The following is a 13,521-nucleotide window of genomic DNA, read 5'->3' as shown; positions in this document are numbered from 1 at the left end:
GAGCTATGACGGACGGTCCAAGCTGGCACAGCGTCTCGATGCCTTACGTGCTACCTCGAGGCGCGGGTCAACCTGACGCCTGGGCAGAAGAAGCAGCGCAACACGGCCATGCGGGGCGTCACATCCTTCGTGAAGTAGCGGAGGTACGCCCTCCCCGCGACGTCGCTGCCGCTCTCGGCGTACAAGGGCACGAAACCGTGGTCGCGAGGCGTAGAACCGTGCTCCTCGATGAGCGTCCCGTTGAGCTGGCCGACTCGTACTATTCCCTGGCCATAGCTCGCGACACGCCCCTCGCCGAGCCGCGCAAGATCCGTGGAGGAGCCCCGACGCTGCTTGCCGAACTCGGCTACCCGCCTGCCCACATCGAGGAGGACGTATCCGCCCGGCCCGCCTCCGAGGAAGAACGACAGCTTCTCCAACTCCGGGAACATGACTGGGTGCTGGTTCTCTTCCGGCTGTCGCGAGCGCGTGACAACGCCCCGGTTGAGGTGAGTGTGATGGCGATGGCTCCGTACGGTCGTCACCTTCGATACCACCTCTCTGTCTGAGCAGGAAGGATCTCCCCTGTGGTCAGATATCACGACGGACGTCCGCGGCATCAGCAGATCGCCGCCGACATTCGAGCCGACATCATGGCGGGCAGGCTGCCTCCAGGAGCCCAGCTTCCATCGACACAGCAACTGGTTGACCGGTACGCGACCGCGAACGCCACAGTCCAACGGGCCCTTTCGTTGCTCAAGGACGAGGGCTTCCTGGAAGGCCGCCCCGGCAAGGGTGTCTACGTTCGAGCCAAGCAGTTGTTTCCTGTGGAGGTTTCGGCCTACTTCGAGCCGTCGCCGCAGCGCTACACCTACGAAGTCCTTGATGTCAGGGAGGAGGCCCCGCCGTCGGACGTCGCGGAAGCCCTCGGTCTGGACAGCGATGACAGCGCCGTATTGCGTCACCGTCTGTTGCGTCACGATGGCGAGCCGGTTGAACTGTCCTGGTCGTACTATCCGGCAAGCCTCGCACGCGGCACTCCCTTGGCCGGCCGCACGAAAATCAGGGGCGGAGCGCCTCAAGTCCTGGCAGACCTGGGCTATCCCGAGCGTGAGTTCACTGACCTGTTGTCCACTCGCCCGCCGACGGTGCAAGAAGCTGAGCGCCTGGAGTTGCCGGAGGGAGTGCCCGTCATAAGGCAGTTCAGAGTGATCTATTCCGACGACATGCGCCCTGTTGAAGTCTCGATTCTCGTCAAGGGCGGTCACCTCTATGCCTTGGAATACCGTCAGCGCATCAGATAGGCGGCAGCAGCGCTGTCTCCCAGACCGCATCGAGCGGCTGGAAGTACGTCAACGTGGGCGGCGGCCACGGCCGTATCGGCTACCAGAATGTGGGCCAGTGCTCCGGCCTTCAGTCCGGGGGTGGAGGCCCACGCGGGAAGGCCCTCTGGGGCCTGAGCGTGTCCTGACCGGGATGGTTTTGCTGCTCGATGTACTGGCGCGGGACGTTGAGCGGTGCGCCGCCCACCGGCCCGGTGAAGGAGGAGCCCGGCCACAGCTTGTTCCGCCCGGTAGTAGTGGCGGGCCGGCTCGGGGAACTCCTGACGCATCCTGCGTGAGGACACGCCCTTCAACGAGTTGACGAGTGTGGACGGGGCGATCTTGGGGGAGAGTTCACCGGCAGGTGGACGTGAATTGTTCTCGCCGTTGAACTCGCGCGGCTCGGTCTCGAAGTCGGCGCACACGTCCCGCATGATCTCCTCCATCCGGTTCAGGTGGGTGTCGGTGAACACCTTGTGCCGGAACCTGGTCACGAAGACCAAATGCGCGTGCAGGGCGGAAACGCAGTGCCTGCCGGTTCTGATGCCTTCATGCCCGGCCATAAACCAATGATATGGCCGGTGGGTGCGGCTTCGTTACAACTACCGGGTGTATCCCGACGCCGGCCAGCGGGCCGCGCTGGCGCGGGCGTTCGGGTGCGCCCGCGTGGTGTTCAACGATGGGCTGCGCATGAGGCAGGAAGCCCCGATGCGAGGCTTGCCGTACATCTCGGATGGGGACCTGTCCAAGCGGGTCATCACGCAGGCCAAGGCATCGCCGGAACGCTCCTGGCTGGGCGAGGTCTCGGCCGTGGTGCTGCAGCAGGCGCTCGCCGATCTGAACACCGCCTGCCGCGACTTCTTCTCCTCCCTGTCGGGGAAGCGGAAGAGCCGGAAGGGCCGTAAGGCCGCCCCGCCCCGGTTCCGGTCGCGGAAGGACTCGCGGCAGGCGGTCCGGTTCACGAAGAACGCCCGATTCAAGGTCACCGAGTCGGGCCGCCTGCGGTTGCCGAAGATCGGGGACGTGCCGGTCCGCTGGTCGCGGTCGCTGCCGTCCGATCCATCGTCGGTGACGGTGATCAAGGATTCGGCGGGCAGGTATGTCGCGTCGTTCGTGGTCGAGACCTCGGACGAGCCGTTGCCCGAGACGGACTCCGAGACGGACTCCGAGACGGACTCCGAGACGGACTCCGAGACGGACTCCGAGACGGACTCCGTGGTCGGGATCGACCTGGGGTTGACGCACTTCGCGACCTTGTCGAACGGGACGAAGATCGACAACCCGCGTATCCTGCGCCGGGCGGCCAAGAAGCTCCGCAAGGCGCAGAAAGCGCTGAGCCGCAAGGAGAAAGGCTCCGCCAACCGCAAGAAGGCCGAGCAGGTGGTCGCCAAGGCGTACGCCAAGGTGACCGGCACACGCCGAGACTGGGCGCACAAGCTCTCCACACGGATCATCCGCGACAACCAAGCGGTGTACGTGGAAGACCTTGCCGTGTCCGGCCTGGCGCGTACCAGGCTGGCCAAGTCCGTGCACGACGCGGGCTGGTCGCAGTTCGTGAGCATGCTGGAGTACAAGGCCGCTCGGTATGGCAGGCACTTCGGGAAGATCGACCGCTGGTTCCCCAGCTCGAAGCTGTGCTCGTCGTGCGGCGCCATCGCCGAGTCGATGCCGTTGAACGTCCGGTCGTGGACGTGCGGATGTGGTATCACCCACGACCGGGACATCAACGCAGCGGTCAACATTCTCGCCGCCGGGCTGGCGGAGAGACGAAACGACTGTGGAGCGCGGGTAAGACCGGGACCTGTTCCGGCACCGCGCGAAGAAGCGGTAACCCGCCGGGAGCCGCACGCGCGGCAGACCGGAATCTCCGTCCTTTAGGGCGGAGTGGATGTCAACACAACTACAACTGACCGTTGTGGTCCATATCATCTCGGCATGGTGCTGATCCCGGAGTTACGGCTCAGCCGGCGGGCGGTGTTCCTGGTCGGTGGGGGACTGCTCGTCGGTTGCTCCCGACAGCCTGAGGTCGACAGGGTCAACCTGCGGCTGGCCACCGGGCCGGCGGGGGCGGTGTACCGGCGCATCGGCGGAGCGCTGGCCGCACGTATCTCCGCGCAGGTGCCGGGGGCCACCGTGGACACCGTGCCGAGCGGGGCCTCCACCGACAACATCCGGATGTTGCGGGCCGGTGAGGTGCACCTGGGGCTGACCAGCCTGGACGCGCTGATCACGACCGACGGCAGCGTGCCCGAGGGGCTCTCGGCCATATGCCGGCTCTACGACAGTCATCTGCATCTCGCGGTCATGGCGGCGTCCGAGATCGACGAGTTCCGGGATCTGGAGGGGAAGCGCATCTCACTCGGTGCCCGCGACTCGGGTACGGAGTTCACGTCGCTGCGGGTTCTGGAGCTCGGCCGGGTGAACGCCGACGGCCGGTACATCAGCCAGGCCGAGTCGGCGGCGGCGATGCGCGACGGCGAGATCGACGCGATGTTCTCCCTGACCGGCGTGCCGACCCCCGCCGTCGCGGATCTGGCGCAGCGGCACCCGGTCCGGCTGATCCCGCTGGAGGCGCAGGCCGACGCGCTCATCACCGCGTTCCCGGGTCCCTACACGCCGGCCATGATCCCCGCGACCGCCTACGTCGGCGTCCCCGCCACCGGCACCGTCGCCGTGCCGAACGTGCTGCTCGTACGCAACGACCTGCCCGACGACCTGGTCCACGCCATCACCGGAACGATCTTCAACCACACCGGTACGATCCCCTCCGCCGGCCAGGACGCAGCCGAAGCCGTCCTCGACACGTGGCAGCTCAACGTGCGTACCGGGATCTCCACCTCGTCGATCCCGCTGCACCCGGGCGCGGCCGCCTGGTTCCGCGACCGCAAACGCTGAGCAGGGACGAGGGACGAGGGGCGGGGTCCGGGGTTGGGGTCCGGGGTCTCAGACGGGGGACGGGGTCGGGGCGTCGGGTGATGACGTCACCCGTGGGTCGAGTGGCAGTGCGATGACAGCGGCGAATCCGTGTCCGGAGCCGTCCGGTCGCGGCAGGCCCTCCTCCAGCCGCACCTCACCCCCGGCCGCCCCCACCAGGTCGGCGCAGATCGCCAGGCCCAGGCCGGTCCCGGACACGTTCTGGTGCCGCGGGGACCGCCAGAACCGCCGCAGCGCCTGGGCCCGCTCGGACGCGTCGATCCCCTGTCCGTCGTCACGGACGGCGATCGTGACCACACCTCCGGCCGCGGAATCGGTGACGGTGCCCGCCCGACCGGTGGTGCCCGCGTCGCCGGGGGCGGCTCGGGCGCTCACCTCGATCACCCGCGCGTCCGACAGCCGCAACGCGTTGCTGATCAGCTCGTCCAGGATGCTGCCCAGCCCGCCCGGCGGTTCCAGCAGCCGCAGCCCCGGCGGCACGTCCACCGTCAGCGTCTGCCCGGCCGTCGCCGTCAACGCCCGCCACCGGTCCACCCGGGTCTCCAGCACCGCGTCGAGATCCACCGGCGAGGCCGTACGCATGCTCTCCATCCGCGCGCTGGCCTGCAGCGAGTTCAGCATCCGCTGCATCGCCTTCAGCTCGTCCACCGCGACCTCGTACACCTGATGCCCGCCGCCGGTCGTGCGCAGGTGCGGCTCCAGGCTCTCCACGGCGAGCCGGAGGCTGGTCAGCGGATTGCGGAGCTGGTGGGAGGCGTCGGACACGAACGCCCGCTGCCGCTGCACGGCGTTCTCGACCGCGTCCATCATGGTGTTGAACGACTCCGCCAGCCGCCGCAGCTCGACCGGGCCGGCCTCGGCGTCCGCGCGGATGGTGAGGTCGCCCTGGGAGATCCGTGAGCTCGCCGCGTCCAGCTCCCGCACCGGCCGCAGCACCCACGCCGACACCGGCCAGGCGACGGCCACCAGCGCGACCAGCGGCAGCAGCCCGAGCAGGGCGAGCTGGGCCCAGCGTACGAGGATGCGGTTGCGCGTCCTGGCCAGGTCGGAGACCGTCACGACGGCGCCGACGACCTCGCTGTCCCGGCCGACCGGTTCGGCGACCACGAGGGCGGAGTCGTCCCACGGCGCCCACTCGCCGGACGGCTCGGACCTGGCTCCGGCCAGCGCCGCGGTCACGATGCCGGGTAAAGCCGGTTCGGCCCGCGCCGCCCGCTGGTAGGCGGCGGCGGGTCCGAGCAGCACCGTGCCCGAGGTGTCGATCACCGCGACCGGGATGCCGTAGAGCTCGTGGTAGCGGGCCAGCTCCTGCTGGAGTGCCTCGGTCCGCCCGGTCGAGAGCGCGGTGTCGGCCAGCGACGCGAACCGGCCGACGTCGTTGAGCCGGTCGACGTACGTCTCCTGCATCTCCCGCTCGGCCACGGTGATGCTGAGCGGCACCCCGAGCGCCGCGACGAGCAGCACCGCGAGGGGCACCAGGACGACGAGCAGGCGGCGGTGCACGAGTCGGCCGATCGGTTACGGCTGGTCGGCCAGGAGCCGGTAGCCGACTCCGTGGATCGTACGGATGACCACGGCCGGCCCGAGCTTGTGCCGTAACGCGGCGATGTGGGTGTCCAGGGTGCGGCTGGAGGACTCCCAGGTGGCGCCCCAGATCTGGTCGAGGATGACGTCGCGGCTCACCACGTTGGGTGCCCGCCGGGCCAGCAGCAGGAGCAGCTCGAACTCCTTGCGGGTCAGCGTCACCGCCGTGCCGTCCACGGTCACCTCGCGGGTGCCGACGCCGATCCGCATCGGGCCGAGGACCAGCGTCTCGTCCGGCTGGCTGAGCGCCCGGGCCACCCGGGTGCGCCGCAGGACGGCGTCGATCCGGGCGAGCAACTCCGGGATGCCGAACGGTTTGACGATGTAGTCGTCGGCGCCGGCGCGTAGGCCGCGGACCCGCTCGTGCTCCTCGGAGCGGGCCGTCACGGCGATGACGGCGGTCTCGGGGCGGTCACGCAGCTTGCGGATCACGTCGAGCCCGTCGCCGTCGGGCAGGCCCAGGTCGACGAGGACCACATCGGCCGGGGCGGCGCGTACGGCCTCCGCGGCGGTGGCGATGCGGTGGACCTCGAAGCCCGCCTGGGCCAGGACGGTCACCAGGCCGCGCGCCACGCGGTCGTCATCCTCGATGATGGTGATCCGCATACCGGATTGTACGGCCCGAATCCCCGCTCGCGTTAGCCCCGCAGTTCTTGGGATTCCTCTGACATTTGCCGCATTCCTTGGGATTCCTCTGACACCATCCGCGTCCTTACGAGCGAAGACTGAGGCCGCGCACTCACCGACAAATGCGCATGCGCTGACGAGGAGGCCGCGACATGAGAACGACCAGCAGGTACCGAGCCGCCGCGCGGATGATCGCCGCGATCGGCGTCGTTACGCTCGTCGCCGCCTGTTCCGGCAACGGAGGCACCCCAGGTGGCGGGGGCACCACCAGCGCAGGCGGCGGAGCGAGCTACCCGGAGCAGAACATCACCTTCATCGTGCCGTTCAGCGCGGGCGGCCCGACGGACACCGTCACCCGCCTGATCGCGGAGCCGATGGCCGCCAAGCTCGGCGGCAAGATCGTCGTCCAGAACGTCGAGGGCGCGGGCGGCACGGTCGGCGCCGGCGAGGTCGCCCGGGCCGAGCCCGACGGCTACACCGTGCTCATGCACCACATCGGCATGTCCACGGCCCCCGCCCTGTACCAGAACCTGGGCTACAAGCCGCTTGAGGACTTCGAGATGATCGGCCTCGTCACCGAGGTGCCGATGACGGTCGTCGCCCGCAAGGACTTCCAGCCCGCGACGCTCAAGGACCTCGTGACCTACGTGAAGGCCAACGCCGACAAGGTCACGCTGGCCAACGCCGGCATCGGCGCCGCCTCCCACCTGTGCGGCCTGCTGTTCCAGACGGCCGCCGGGGTCAAACTGCAGGAGGTCCCGTACGAGGGCACCGGCCCCGCGCTGACCGACCTCGTCGGCGGCCAGGTGGACTTCATGTGCGACCAGACGACCAACACCAGCGGCCAGATCTCCGCCGGAGAGGTGAAGGCGTACGCGGTGACCACGCCGGAGCGGGTGAAGAGCCTGCCCGACCTGCCCACCACGACCGAGGCCGGGCTGCCCCAGCTCCAGGTCAGCGTCTGGCACGGGCTCTACGTCCCGAAGGGCACGCCGCAGGACGTCATCCAGAAGCTGACCGAGGCGCTGAAGGTGGCGCTGACCGACCAGAAGGTCATCGACCAGATGGCCAAGCTCGGCACCGCGCCGGTCCCGGCAGAGGACGCGACCCCGCAGGCGCACCGGGCCAAGCTGCAGGAGCAGATCGGCACCTGGTCGAAGGTGATCGCCGACGCCGGGGTCAAGGCCTCCTGAGGTGAAGACCCGCAGGTCGTTCCCGGACGTACTCGCCGGGGGAATCTTCGTCCTGATCGGTGGCGCGTTCGCGGTGGGGTCGCTCGGCTACGACCTGGGCACCCCGCTGCGGATGGGTCCCGGCGCCTTTCCGCTGCTGGTCGGCGCGATCGTGGCCGCCCTGGGCCTGGCGATCGTGGTCAAGGGGCTCATCGCCGGCGAGGAGATCTCGTTCGGTTCGATCCCCTGGCGGGCGGTCGTCGTCATCGTGCTCGCCGTCCTGTTCTTCGGGTTCACCGTCCGGGGCCTCGGATTCGTCCCGACGTCGGCGGTGACCGCCCTGCTCACCACGCTGGCCAGCTCCCGCGTCCGGCCGCTCATGGCCGTGGCCGTGGCCGCCGGGCTGACCGTGGTCAGCACGCTCATCTTCGTCGTCGGACTTCAACTGCGGATCCCGTTGTTCGGGCCGTGGCTGGGGTTCTGACGCGGCATCCGGATTGAGGTATGGAACTTCTCGACAACCTCGCGCTGGGTTTCTCCACCGCCCTGCTGATCCAGAACGTCCTCTACTGCTTCATCGGAGTCCTGCTCGGGACGGCGGTCGGCGTGCTGCCCGGCATCGGGCCGACGGCGACGGTGGCGATGCTGCTGCCGATCACCTTCAACTTCGAGCCGGTGACAGCGTTGATCATGCTGGCCGGCATCTATTACGGCGCACAGTACGGCGGCTCGACCACCGCCATCCTGATCAACCTGCCCGGCGAGTCGTCGGCGGCGGTCACGGCGCTGGACGGCCACGAGATGGCCCGCCAGGGCCGGGCGGGCGCGGCGCTCGCGGCCGCCGCGATCGGTTCCTTCATCGCCGGTACGGTGGCCACCGTCGCGCTGGCCGTCGCGGCCCCGCCGCTGGCCCGCGTGGCGTTGCAGTTCGGCCCGGCCGAATACTTCTCGCTGGTGCTGCTCGGCCTGATCGTGTCGATCGCGCTGGCGCGCGGCACGGCGCTCAAGGCCCTGGCGATGATCGCGCTCGGCGTCCTGCTCGGCACGATCGGCCAGGACATCTACACCGGCACCCCCAGGTTCGTGTTCGACCAGCGCGAGCTGTACGGCGGCATCGACTTCGTGTCGGTCGCCGTCGGCATGTTCGGGGTGGCCGAGATCCTGCGCAACCTGGAGAACGAGCAGACCCGCACCGGGGCGGTCATCAGCAAGGTGAAGAACCTCTGGCCGACCCGCGAGGACCGGCGCCGGATGGTCGGCCCGATCGCGCGGGGCACCGGGCTCGGCGCCGCGCTCGGCATCCTGCCCGGCGGTGGCCACGTGCTGGCCTCGTTCACCTCGTACGCCGTCGAGAAGCGGATCTCGAAGCGGCAGCAGGAGTTCGGGCGCGGCGCGATCGAGGGCGTGGCGGGCCCCGAGTCGGCCAACAACGCCGCCGCGCAGACGTCGTTCATCCCGCTGCTCACCCTGGGCCTGCCCGCCCATCCGGTGATGGCGCTGATGGTGGGCGCGTTCATCGTCCACGGCATCACCCCGGGCCCGAACGTCATCACCGACGAGCCGGAGCTGTTCTGGGGCCTGATCGCGTCGATGTGGATCGGCAACGTGCTGCTCGTGCTGCTGAACCTGCCGCTGATCGGCATGTGGGTGCGCATGCTGCGCATTCCGTACCAGGTGCTGTTTCCGATGATCATCCTGTTCGCGTCGATCGGCACGTACTCGCTGTCGTTCAACGCGTACGACGTCTACGCGATCGTGTTCTTCGGGATCCTCGGCTACGTCCTGATCAAGTGCGGCTGCGAGCCGGCGCCACTGCTGCTCGGCTTCGTCCTCGGGCCTTTGCTGGAGGAGAACCTGCGGCGGGCGATGATCATCTCGCGTGGTGACGCGTCGGTGTTCCTGACCCGGCCGATCTCAGCGGTGCTGCTGGTCCTGGCCTTGGCGGCGCTCGCCGTCGCCGTGCTGCCGGCGATCCGCAAGCGCCGCGAGACCGTCTTCACCGAGGATGAGTAGCGTCAGCCGGAGAGGTGGCCCAGCACCGCCGCGGTGACGTCGGCGGTCTTCGCCGTGCCACCGTTGCCGGACGGCGCGATGCCGATGCTTCCGGCGAGTGCCGCGCCCAGGTCGCTGAGGATGTCACCGAACAGGTTGGAGGCGACGACGACGTCCAGCGATCCCGGGTCGAGGACGAACTTGGCGGCCAGCGCGTCGATGTGCATGACGCGCCAGGACACGTCCGGGTAGTTCGCCGCCACCTCGGGTCCGGCGGGCACGACCGCGCCACCGTCGAGGCGGTGTTCGCACAGGCGGGCCGGTAACCGGGTGGATCACGAACGCGTCGCCGTTCTACCGTGAGCCATGGAATTCCACCCGGACACCCTCTTCGGCGTCGCTCCCCGACGAGTCGGGCGGCTGGTCTTCCTCAACGGGACCCCGAGTGCGGGCAAGACGACGGTGGCCAAGGCGCTGCAGGCGGAGCCGCCGGCGGTTCCGGCCTTCGAGCGGCTGCGTACGGGCGGTAATTCGGTTGCGTCGCCGGGGGGCGGGTCGCCATGATCCGCGTGTGCTGAGCGATCTGTGGCCCCAGTACGGCCTGACCGTCTTCACCCCACGCCTCGAACTTCGCCTGCCGCGCGAGGACGAGCTGGCGGCGCTCGCGACCCTCGCCGGCAAGGGCGTGCACCGGGCCGACGAGCGCCCGTTCCTGACCCCGTGGACCGACGGCGGTCCCCGGGACCGGGCCCGGGCCGTGCTCCAGGGGCACTGGAGCGACCTGGCCGAGTGGAGCGTGGAGGCGTGGACACTCGGGCTCGCGGTCTTTCACGCCGGTCGGCCGCTGGGCATGGTCACCCTGCGGGCACGCGATTTCCCGGTCGTACGCGAGGTCACGACGTCCTCGTGGCTGGGCCTCGAACACCAGGGCCAGGGCCACGGGACCGAGGCCCGGATCGGGCTGCTCAGCCTGGCCTTCGACTACCTCGGCGCGCGTGCCGCCCGTACCGAGGTGTTCCAGGACAACCACGCCTCCCAGGGAGTGTCCCGCAAGCTCGGCTACGAGCACGACGGCATCTCGGTCGACGCCCGCGGCGACGAGGCGATGGTGTCCGACCGGCTACGGCTCACCAGGCAGAAGTGGAACGAGCAGAACCGGCCCCCGGCAAGGGTGGACGGGATGACGGCCTGCCGCCCGATGTTCGGCCTCTGAGGTGCTCGCCGTCAGGTGCCGAACGAGTGCAGGCCGGCGGTGCCGAGAGCCTGCTGGGCGCCGAACTCCTCGAATGTGCTGACCTGGCGGAATCCGAGACGGGCGGCGAGCCTCAGCGAACGCAGGTTGGCCGTCTGGGTCATCACCACGACCGGCTGGTCGGGGAGCTCGCCGGCGGCGGCCCGCAACAGGGTGGTCGCGGCCTCGAACGCGAGCCCCGTGCCCCAGGCGCCGCGCCGCAACACATAGGACAGCTCCAGCTCCTCGCCGCCATCGGTGACGTGACCGGGCCGGTCGGCTGAGCGCCGGTCGAGGGCCAGCAGGCCGACGAGCCGGTTGGTCGCGAGGTCCGCGATGACGAAACTCCCGGGCGCGGAGGTCAGGCCGGCGGCGCCGACCGCGTCAATGTGCCGCTCGACGTCACCGCGCGGCCTCGGGCCACCGAGATATGCCCTGACGTCGGGGTCGGTGGCGAGCTCGATGAGCCCTTCGCGGTCGATGTCCAGCGCCTTGCGCAGCAGGAGCCGATCCGAGGCGATTTCCGTCGCGGACAGTGTGGGCAACTGCGTCATGGATCCGTCCTGGAGGCGGCGTTCCTGCCTGGCCACGCGGAATCGGCGGCCGGAACAGCGTTCCACGTGAAACGCGGAATGCTCAGGGGGCGATCGGCGGCTGTCGCTTGTGCTCGGTGAGCCGGTAGCGGCGGACGATGGCCTCGAAGGCGGCCTCGTCGACCGGCCTGCCCTCCAGGAGGTCGTCGATGTCGTCGTAGGTGACGCCGAGCGCCTCCTCGTCGGGCCGGCCCGGGCTCAGCGTCTCCAGGTCCGCGGTCGGGGTCTTGCGAACCAGCGCGGCCGGCGCGTCCAGGGCCTGCGCGACGGCCCGTACGCGCCGCTTGGTGAGGCCGGTGAGCGGGACCACGTCGGCCGCGCCGTCGCCGTACTTGGTGAAGAAGCCGGAGACCGCCTCGGCCGCGTGGTCGGTGCCCACCACCAGGCCCGCGTGTGCGTTCGCCACCGCGTACTGGACGATCATGCGCTGCCTGGCCTTGATGTTGCCGTGCACGAAGTCCTGGTGGTGCGCGTCGCGGAAGGCCGCACCGGCGGCCAGCACCGCCTCCAGCGCGGCGTCGCTGGCGGGCCGCACGTCGACGGTCAGGATCTGGTCGGGCCGGATGAACTCCAGCGCGAGCTGCGCGTCCCGCTCGTCCGACTGGGTGCCGTACGGCAGCCGCATCGCGAAGAACGTCGCCTCCCGCCCGGCGGCCCGGACCCGCTCGACCGCGAGCTGGCACAACCGGCCCGCGGTCATGGAGTCGACGCCGCCGCTGATGCCCAGCACCAGCGAGCGCATGCCCGTGGAAGTGAGCTGGTCGGTGAGGAAGGCCACCCGGCGCTCGATCTCCTGCTGTACGTCGAAGGACGCGCTCACCTGGAGATCCTGGGCGATCTCCTGCTGCAGGGACGTGGACGCCAGGTCGGTCACGGGGGCTCCTCGGGTCGGCTCCGCGGGTGGGGGATGGCAGCACTCTAGCGAAGCCCTGATCACGGCCTCCGGCCGGCCGCGTGCCTTGTAAGGTCATGATCTTCGGCGGAGATCGGAGGTCCGTGGGAAAGCACACGATCGAGATGCGGTCCGACGTGGTGGTCAAGCACTATCAGTCGTCGGACCATGACCAGCCGGAGCGCGAATGGCGGGCCCTGGAGCTGCTCGGCGAGCACGCCGCCGATTACTTCTCGGCCTTGTCGAGGAGAGGGGAGGGTGGCTCTGGTGCAGCGGCCGGAGGTGCCGTGTGCCGGTGGATCAGGATGACGCCGGCCATGCTGATCAGTCCGCCGGCGAGTTCGACCGGGCCCGGTATCTCTCCCAGCCACACGAACGCTACCCCGATGGCGAGCGGCGGGACCAGGTACAGGGCTGCCGTGGACTGCGCGATGGTGTACCGGGCGACCGCGTATCCCCAGGTGACGAAGCCGAGCGCGGATGGCAGCAGGCCGAGGTAGAGGGTGGACACGGCGGCGTCGGTGGGAGCCTGGAGCAGGTCGCGCACGGCGCCGGGCGCCACAGGGGCCAGAAACAGCGTGCCCGCCCACATCGCGTAACAGGCGACCTCCAGACCGGTGTACCGCTTCAGTAGCGGCTTGGTGGCGAAATGGTAGACGCCTTGGACGACAGCCGCCACGAGGATCACCAGCGCGCTGGTGGTGACCTTCGCCGAGCCGCCGGCGTAGGCGATGAGCGCCGCGCCGGCCAGGGCCGTGACGGTGCCGGCCACGATGGTCGCCGACAGGCGTTCGCTGAGGAAGATCGAGGCCAGCAGCACGCTGAACACCGGCGCGGTGGCGATGAGCAGGCTGGCGGTTCCGGCCGGGACGTGCACCTCGCCCCAGTTGAGCAGCACCTGGTAGGCGCTCATCCCGGTGAATGCGCACAGCGCGATCAGCGGAAGGTCGCGCCGGTCCGGCAGCCGGACCCGCAGGATCGGGCTGACCACGGCCAGCGCGACGGAGGCGACGGCCAGCCGCCAGAACGACAGCCCGCCGACGCCCAGGCCGTCGACGCCGACCCGGATGGCAGGGAAGGCAGACGCCCAGAGCACGACAGTCGAGACCAGGGCCGTCAGGCGCAGCGAGATCGGTTGCTTCACTCCCCGCAGCATTCAGCCTAGAATCCGAAAGGTCTAGTTACAGTTTCCTCT

At 69.6% G+C, this 13,521-nt stretch carries 15 protein-coding genes and 1 pseudogene; 9 read left to right on the top strand and 7 right to left on the bottom strand.

Going from position 1 to position 13,521, the window contains the following annotated elements; genetic code table 11:
* Positions 1-5: 5 nt before the first annotated feature.
* Both ABGB18_RS35540 and ABGB18_RS35535 read left to right on the top strand, forming a co-directional pair.
* The gene (locus tag ABGB18_RS35540; RefSeq protein WP_347700042.1) at positions 6-548 is read left to right on the top strand and encodes a UTRA domain-containing protein; all 543 of its coding nucleotides are present in this window, start codon (positions 6-8) and stop codon (positions 546-548) included.
* Between the two features lie 18 nt (positions 549-566).
* Positions 567-1,283: a GntR family transcriptional regulator gene (locus ABGB18_RS35535; protein WP_347700041.1), complete on the top strand. Its 717-nt coding sequence runs from the start codon at positions 567-569 to the stop codon at positions 1,281-1,283.
* On the opposite strand, the gene tnpA is transcribed toward ABGB18_RS35535, so the two are convergent.
* Positions 1,268-1,864: an IS200/IS605 family transposase gene (gene tnpA / locus ABGB18_RS35530; RefSeq protein ID WP_347700040.1), complete on the bottom strand. Its 597-nt coding sequence runs from the start codon at positions 1,862-1,864 to the stop codon at positions 1,268-1,270. The genes ABGB18_RS35535 and tnpA overlap by 16 nt on opposite strands.
* Positions 1,865-1,886: 22 nt before the next feature.
* Here tnpA and ABGB18_RS35525 point away from each other — a divergent pair, with 22 nt between their 5' ends.
* Both ABGB18_RS35525 and ABGB18_RS35520 read left to right on the top strand, forming a co-directional pair.
* On the top strand, positions 1,887-3,179 hold the full coding sequence (locus tag ABGB18_RS35525; RefSeq protein WP_347700039.1) for a transposase: 1,293 nt from the start codon (positions 1,887-1,889) through the stop codon (positions 3,177-3,179).
* Between the two features lie 57 nt (positions 3,180-3,236).
* Positions 3,237-4,196 carry a TAXI family TRAP transporter solute-binding subunit gene (locus ABGB18_RS35520; RefSeq protein ID WP_347700038.1) on the top strand — a complete coding sequence of 320 codons (960 nt, stop codon included), beginning with the start codon at positions 3,237-3,239 and terminating at the stop codon, positions 4,194-4,196.
* A 48-nt stretch (positions 4,197-4,244) separates the two neighbouring features.
* Here the strand turns inward: ABGB18_RS35520 and ABGB18_RS35515 are convergent, their stop codons facing one another.
* On the bottom strand, positions 4,245-5,738 hold the full coding sequence (locus ABGB18_RS35515) for a HAMP domain-containing sensor histidine kinase (RefSeq protein ID WP_347700037.1): 1,494 nt from the start codon (positions 5,736-5,738) through the stop codon (positions 4,245-4,247).
* Positions 5,739-5,753: 15 nt separating this feature from the next.
* On the bottom strand, positions 5,754-6,425 hold the full coding sequence (locus ABGB18_RS35510; RefSeq protein WP_347700036.1) for a response regulator transcription factor: 672 nt from the start codon (positions 6,423-6,425) through the stop codon (positions 5,754-5,756).
* Between the two features lie 173 nt (positions 6,426-6,598).
* On the opposite strand from ABGB18_RS35510, the gene ABGB18_RS35505 reads away from it, so the two are divergent.
* From ABGB18_RS35505 to ABGB18_RS35495, 3 genes are read left to right on the top strand one after another with little or no spacing between them, the layout of a single operon-like run.
* Positions 6,599-7,639, top strand: coding sequence for a tripartite tricarboxylate transporter substrate-binding protein (locus tag ABGB18_RS35505; protein ID WP_347700035.1), 1,041 nt, complete (start codon positions 6,599-6,601; stop codon positions 7,637-7,639).
* Between the two features lies 1 nt (position 7,640).
* Positions 7,641-8,102, top strand: coding sequence for a tripartite tricarboxylate transporter TctB family protein (locus tag ABGB18_RS35500; protein ID WP_347700034.1), 462 nt, complete (start codon positions 7,641-7,643; stop codon positions 8,100-8,102).
* Positions 8,103-8,122: 20 nt separating this feature from the next.
* Positions 8,123-9,631: a tripartite tricarboxylate transporter permease gene (locus ABGB18_RS35495; RefSeq protein ID WP_347700033.1), complete on the top strand. Its 1,509-nt coding sequence runs from the start codon at positions 8,123-8,125 to the stop codon at positions 9,629-9,631.
* 2 nt (positions 9,632-9,633) lie between these two features.
* On the opposite strand, the pseudogene ABGB18_RS35490 reads toward ABGB18_RS35495, so the two are convergent.
* Positions 9,634-9,873, bottom strand: a pseudogene (locus ABGB18_RS35490) (isocitrate/isopropylmalate family dehydrogenase); the annotation flags it as partial.
* A 103-nt stretch (positions 9,874-9,976) separates the two neighbouring features.
* Between ABGB18_RS35490 and ABGB18_RS35485 the strand changes: the two are divergent.
* Together ABGB18_RS35485 and ABGB18_RS35480 are read left to right on the top strand one after the other, a co-directional pair.
* Positions 9,977-10,174 (top strand): hypothetical protein, encoded by a 198-nt coding sequence (locus ABGB18_RS35485; protein ID WP_347700032.1) that lies wholly within the window; start codon positions 9,977-9,979, stop codon positions 10,172-10,174.
* Between the two features lie 7 nt (positions 10,175-10,181).
* The gene (locus tag ABGB18_RS35480) at positions 10,182-10,823 is read left to right on the top strand and encodes a GNAT family N-acetyltransferase (protein ID WP_347700031.1); all 642 of its coding nucleotides are present in this window, start codon (positions 10,182-10,184) and stop codon (positions 10,821-10,823) included.
* A gap of 11 nt (positions 10,824-10,834) precedes the next feature.
* Here ABGB18_RS35480 and ABGB18_RS35475 read toward each other — a convergent pair whose 3' ends face one another.
* The 3 genes from ABGB18_RS35475 to ABGB18_RS35465 form a co-directional block, all read right to left on the bottom strand.
* The gene (locus ABGB18_RS35475) at positions 10,835-11,395 is read right to left on the bottom strand and encodes a GNAT family N-acetyltransferase (RefSeq protein WP_347700030.1); all 561 of its coding nucleotides are present in this window, start codon (positions 11,393-11,395) and stop codon (positions 10,835-10,837) included.
* A gap of 82 nt (positions 11,396-11,477) precedes the next feature.
* A complete protein-coding gene (nadE, locus tag ABGB18_RS35470; protein ID WP_347700029.1) occupies positions 11,478-12,308 on the bottom strand; it encodes an ammonia-dependent NAD(+) synthetase in 831 nt (276 codons plus the stop codon).
* Between the two features lie 244 nt (positions 12,309-12,552).
* Positions 12,553-13,470: a DMT family transporter gene (locus tag ABGB18_RS35465; RefSeq protein ID WP_347700028.1), complete on the bottom strand. Its 918-nt coding sequence runs from the start codon at positions 13,468-13,470 to the stop codon at positions 12,553-12,555.
* Positions 13,471-13,521: the final 51 nt, after the last annotated feature.

Source organism: Nonomuraea sp. B12E4 (genome assembly GCF_039871825.1).
Lineage (GTDB): Bacteria > Actinomycetota > Actinomycetes > Streptosporangiales > Streptosporangiaceae > Nonomuraea.
This window is presented reverse-complemented; position numbering and strand designations above follow the sequence as displayed.

Coding starts and splice junctions, on each gene's coding strand:
- ABGB18_RS35540 (WP_347700042.1), top strand. CDS start 6: ATGACGGACGGTCCAAGCTGGCACAGCGTCTCGATGCCTTACGTGCTA.
- ABGB18_RS35510 (WP_347700036.1), bottom strand. CDS start 6,425: ATGCGGATCACCATCATCGAGGATGACGACCGCGTGGCGCGCGGCCTG.
- ABGB18_RS35520 (WP_347700038.1), top strand. CDS start 3,237: ATGGTGCTGATCCCGGAGTTACGGCTCAGCCGGCGGGCGGTGTTCCTG.
- ABGB18_RS35505 (WP_347700035.1), top strand. CDS start 6,599: ATGAGAACGACCAGCAGGTACCGAGCCGCCGCGCGGATGATCGCCGCG.
- tnpA (WP_347700040.1), bottom strand. CDS start 1,864: ATGGCCGGGCATGAAGGCATCAGAACCGGCAGGCACTGCGTTTCCGCC.
- ABGB18_RS35495 (WP_347700033.1), top strand. CDS start 8,123: ATGGAACTTCTCGACAACCTCGCGCTGGGTTTCTCCACCGCCCTGCTG.
- ABGB18_RS35485 (WP_347700032.1), top strand. CDS start 9,977: ATGGAATTCCACCCGGACACCCTCTTCGGCGTCGCTCCCCGACGAGTC.
- ABGB18_RS35475 (WP_347700030.1), bottom strand. CDS start 11,395: ATGACGCAGTTGCCCACACTGTCCGCGACGGAAATCGCCTCGGATCGG.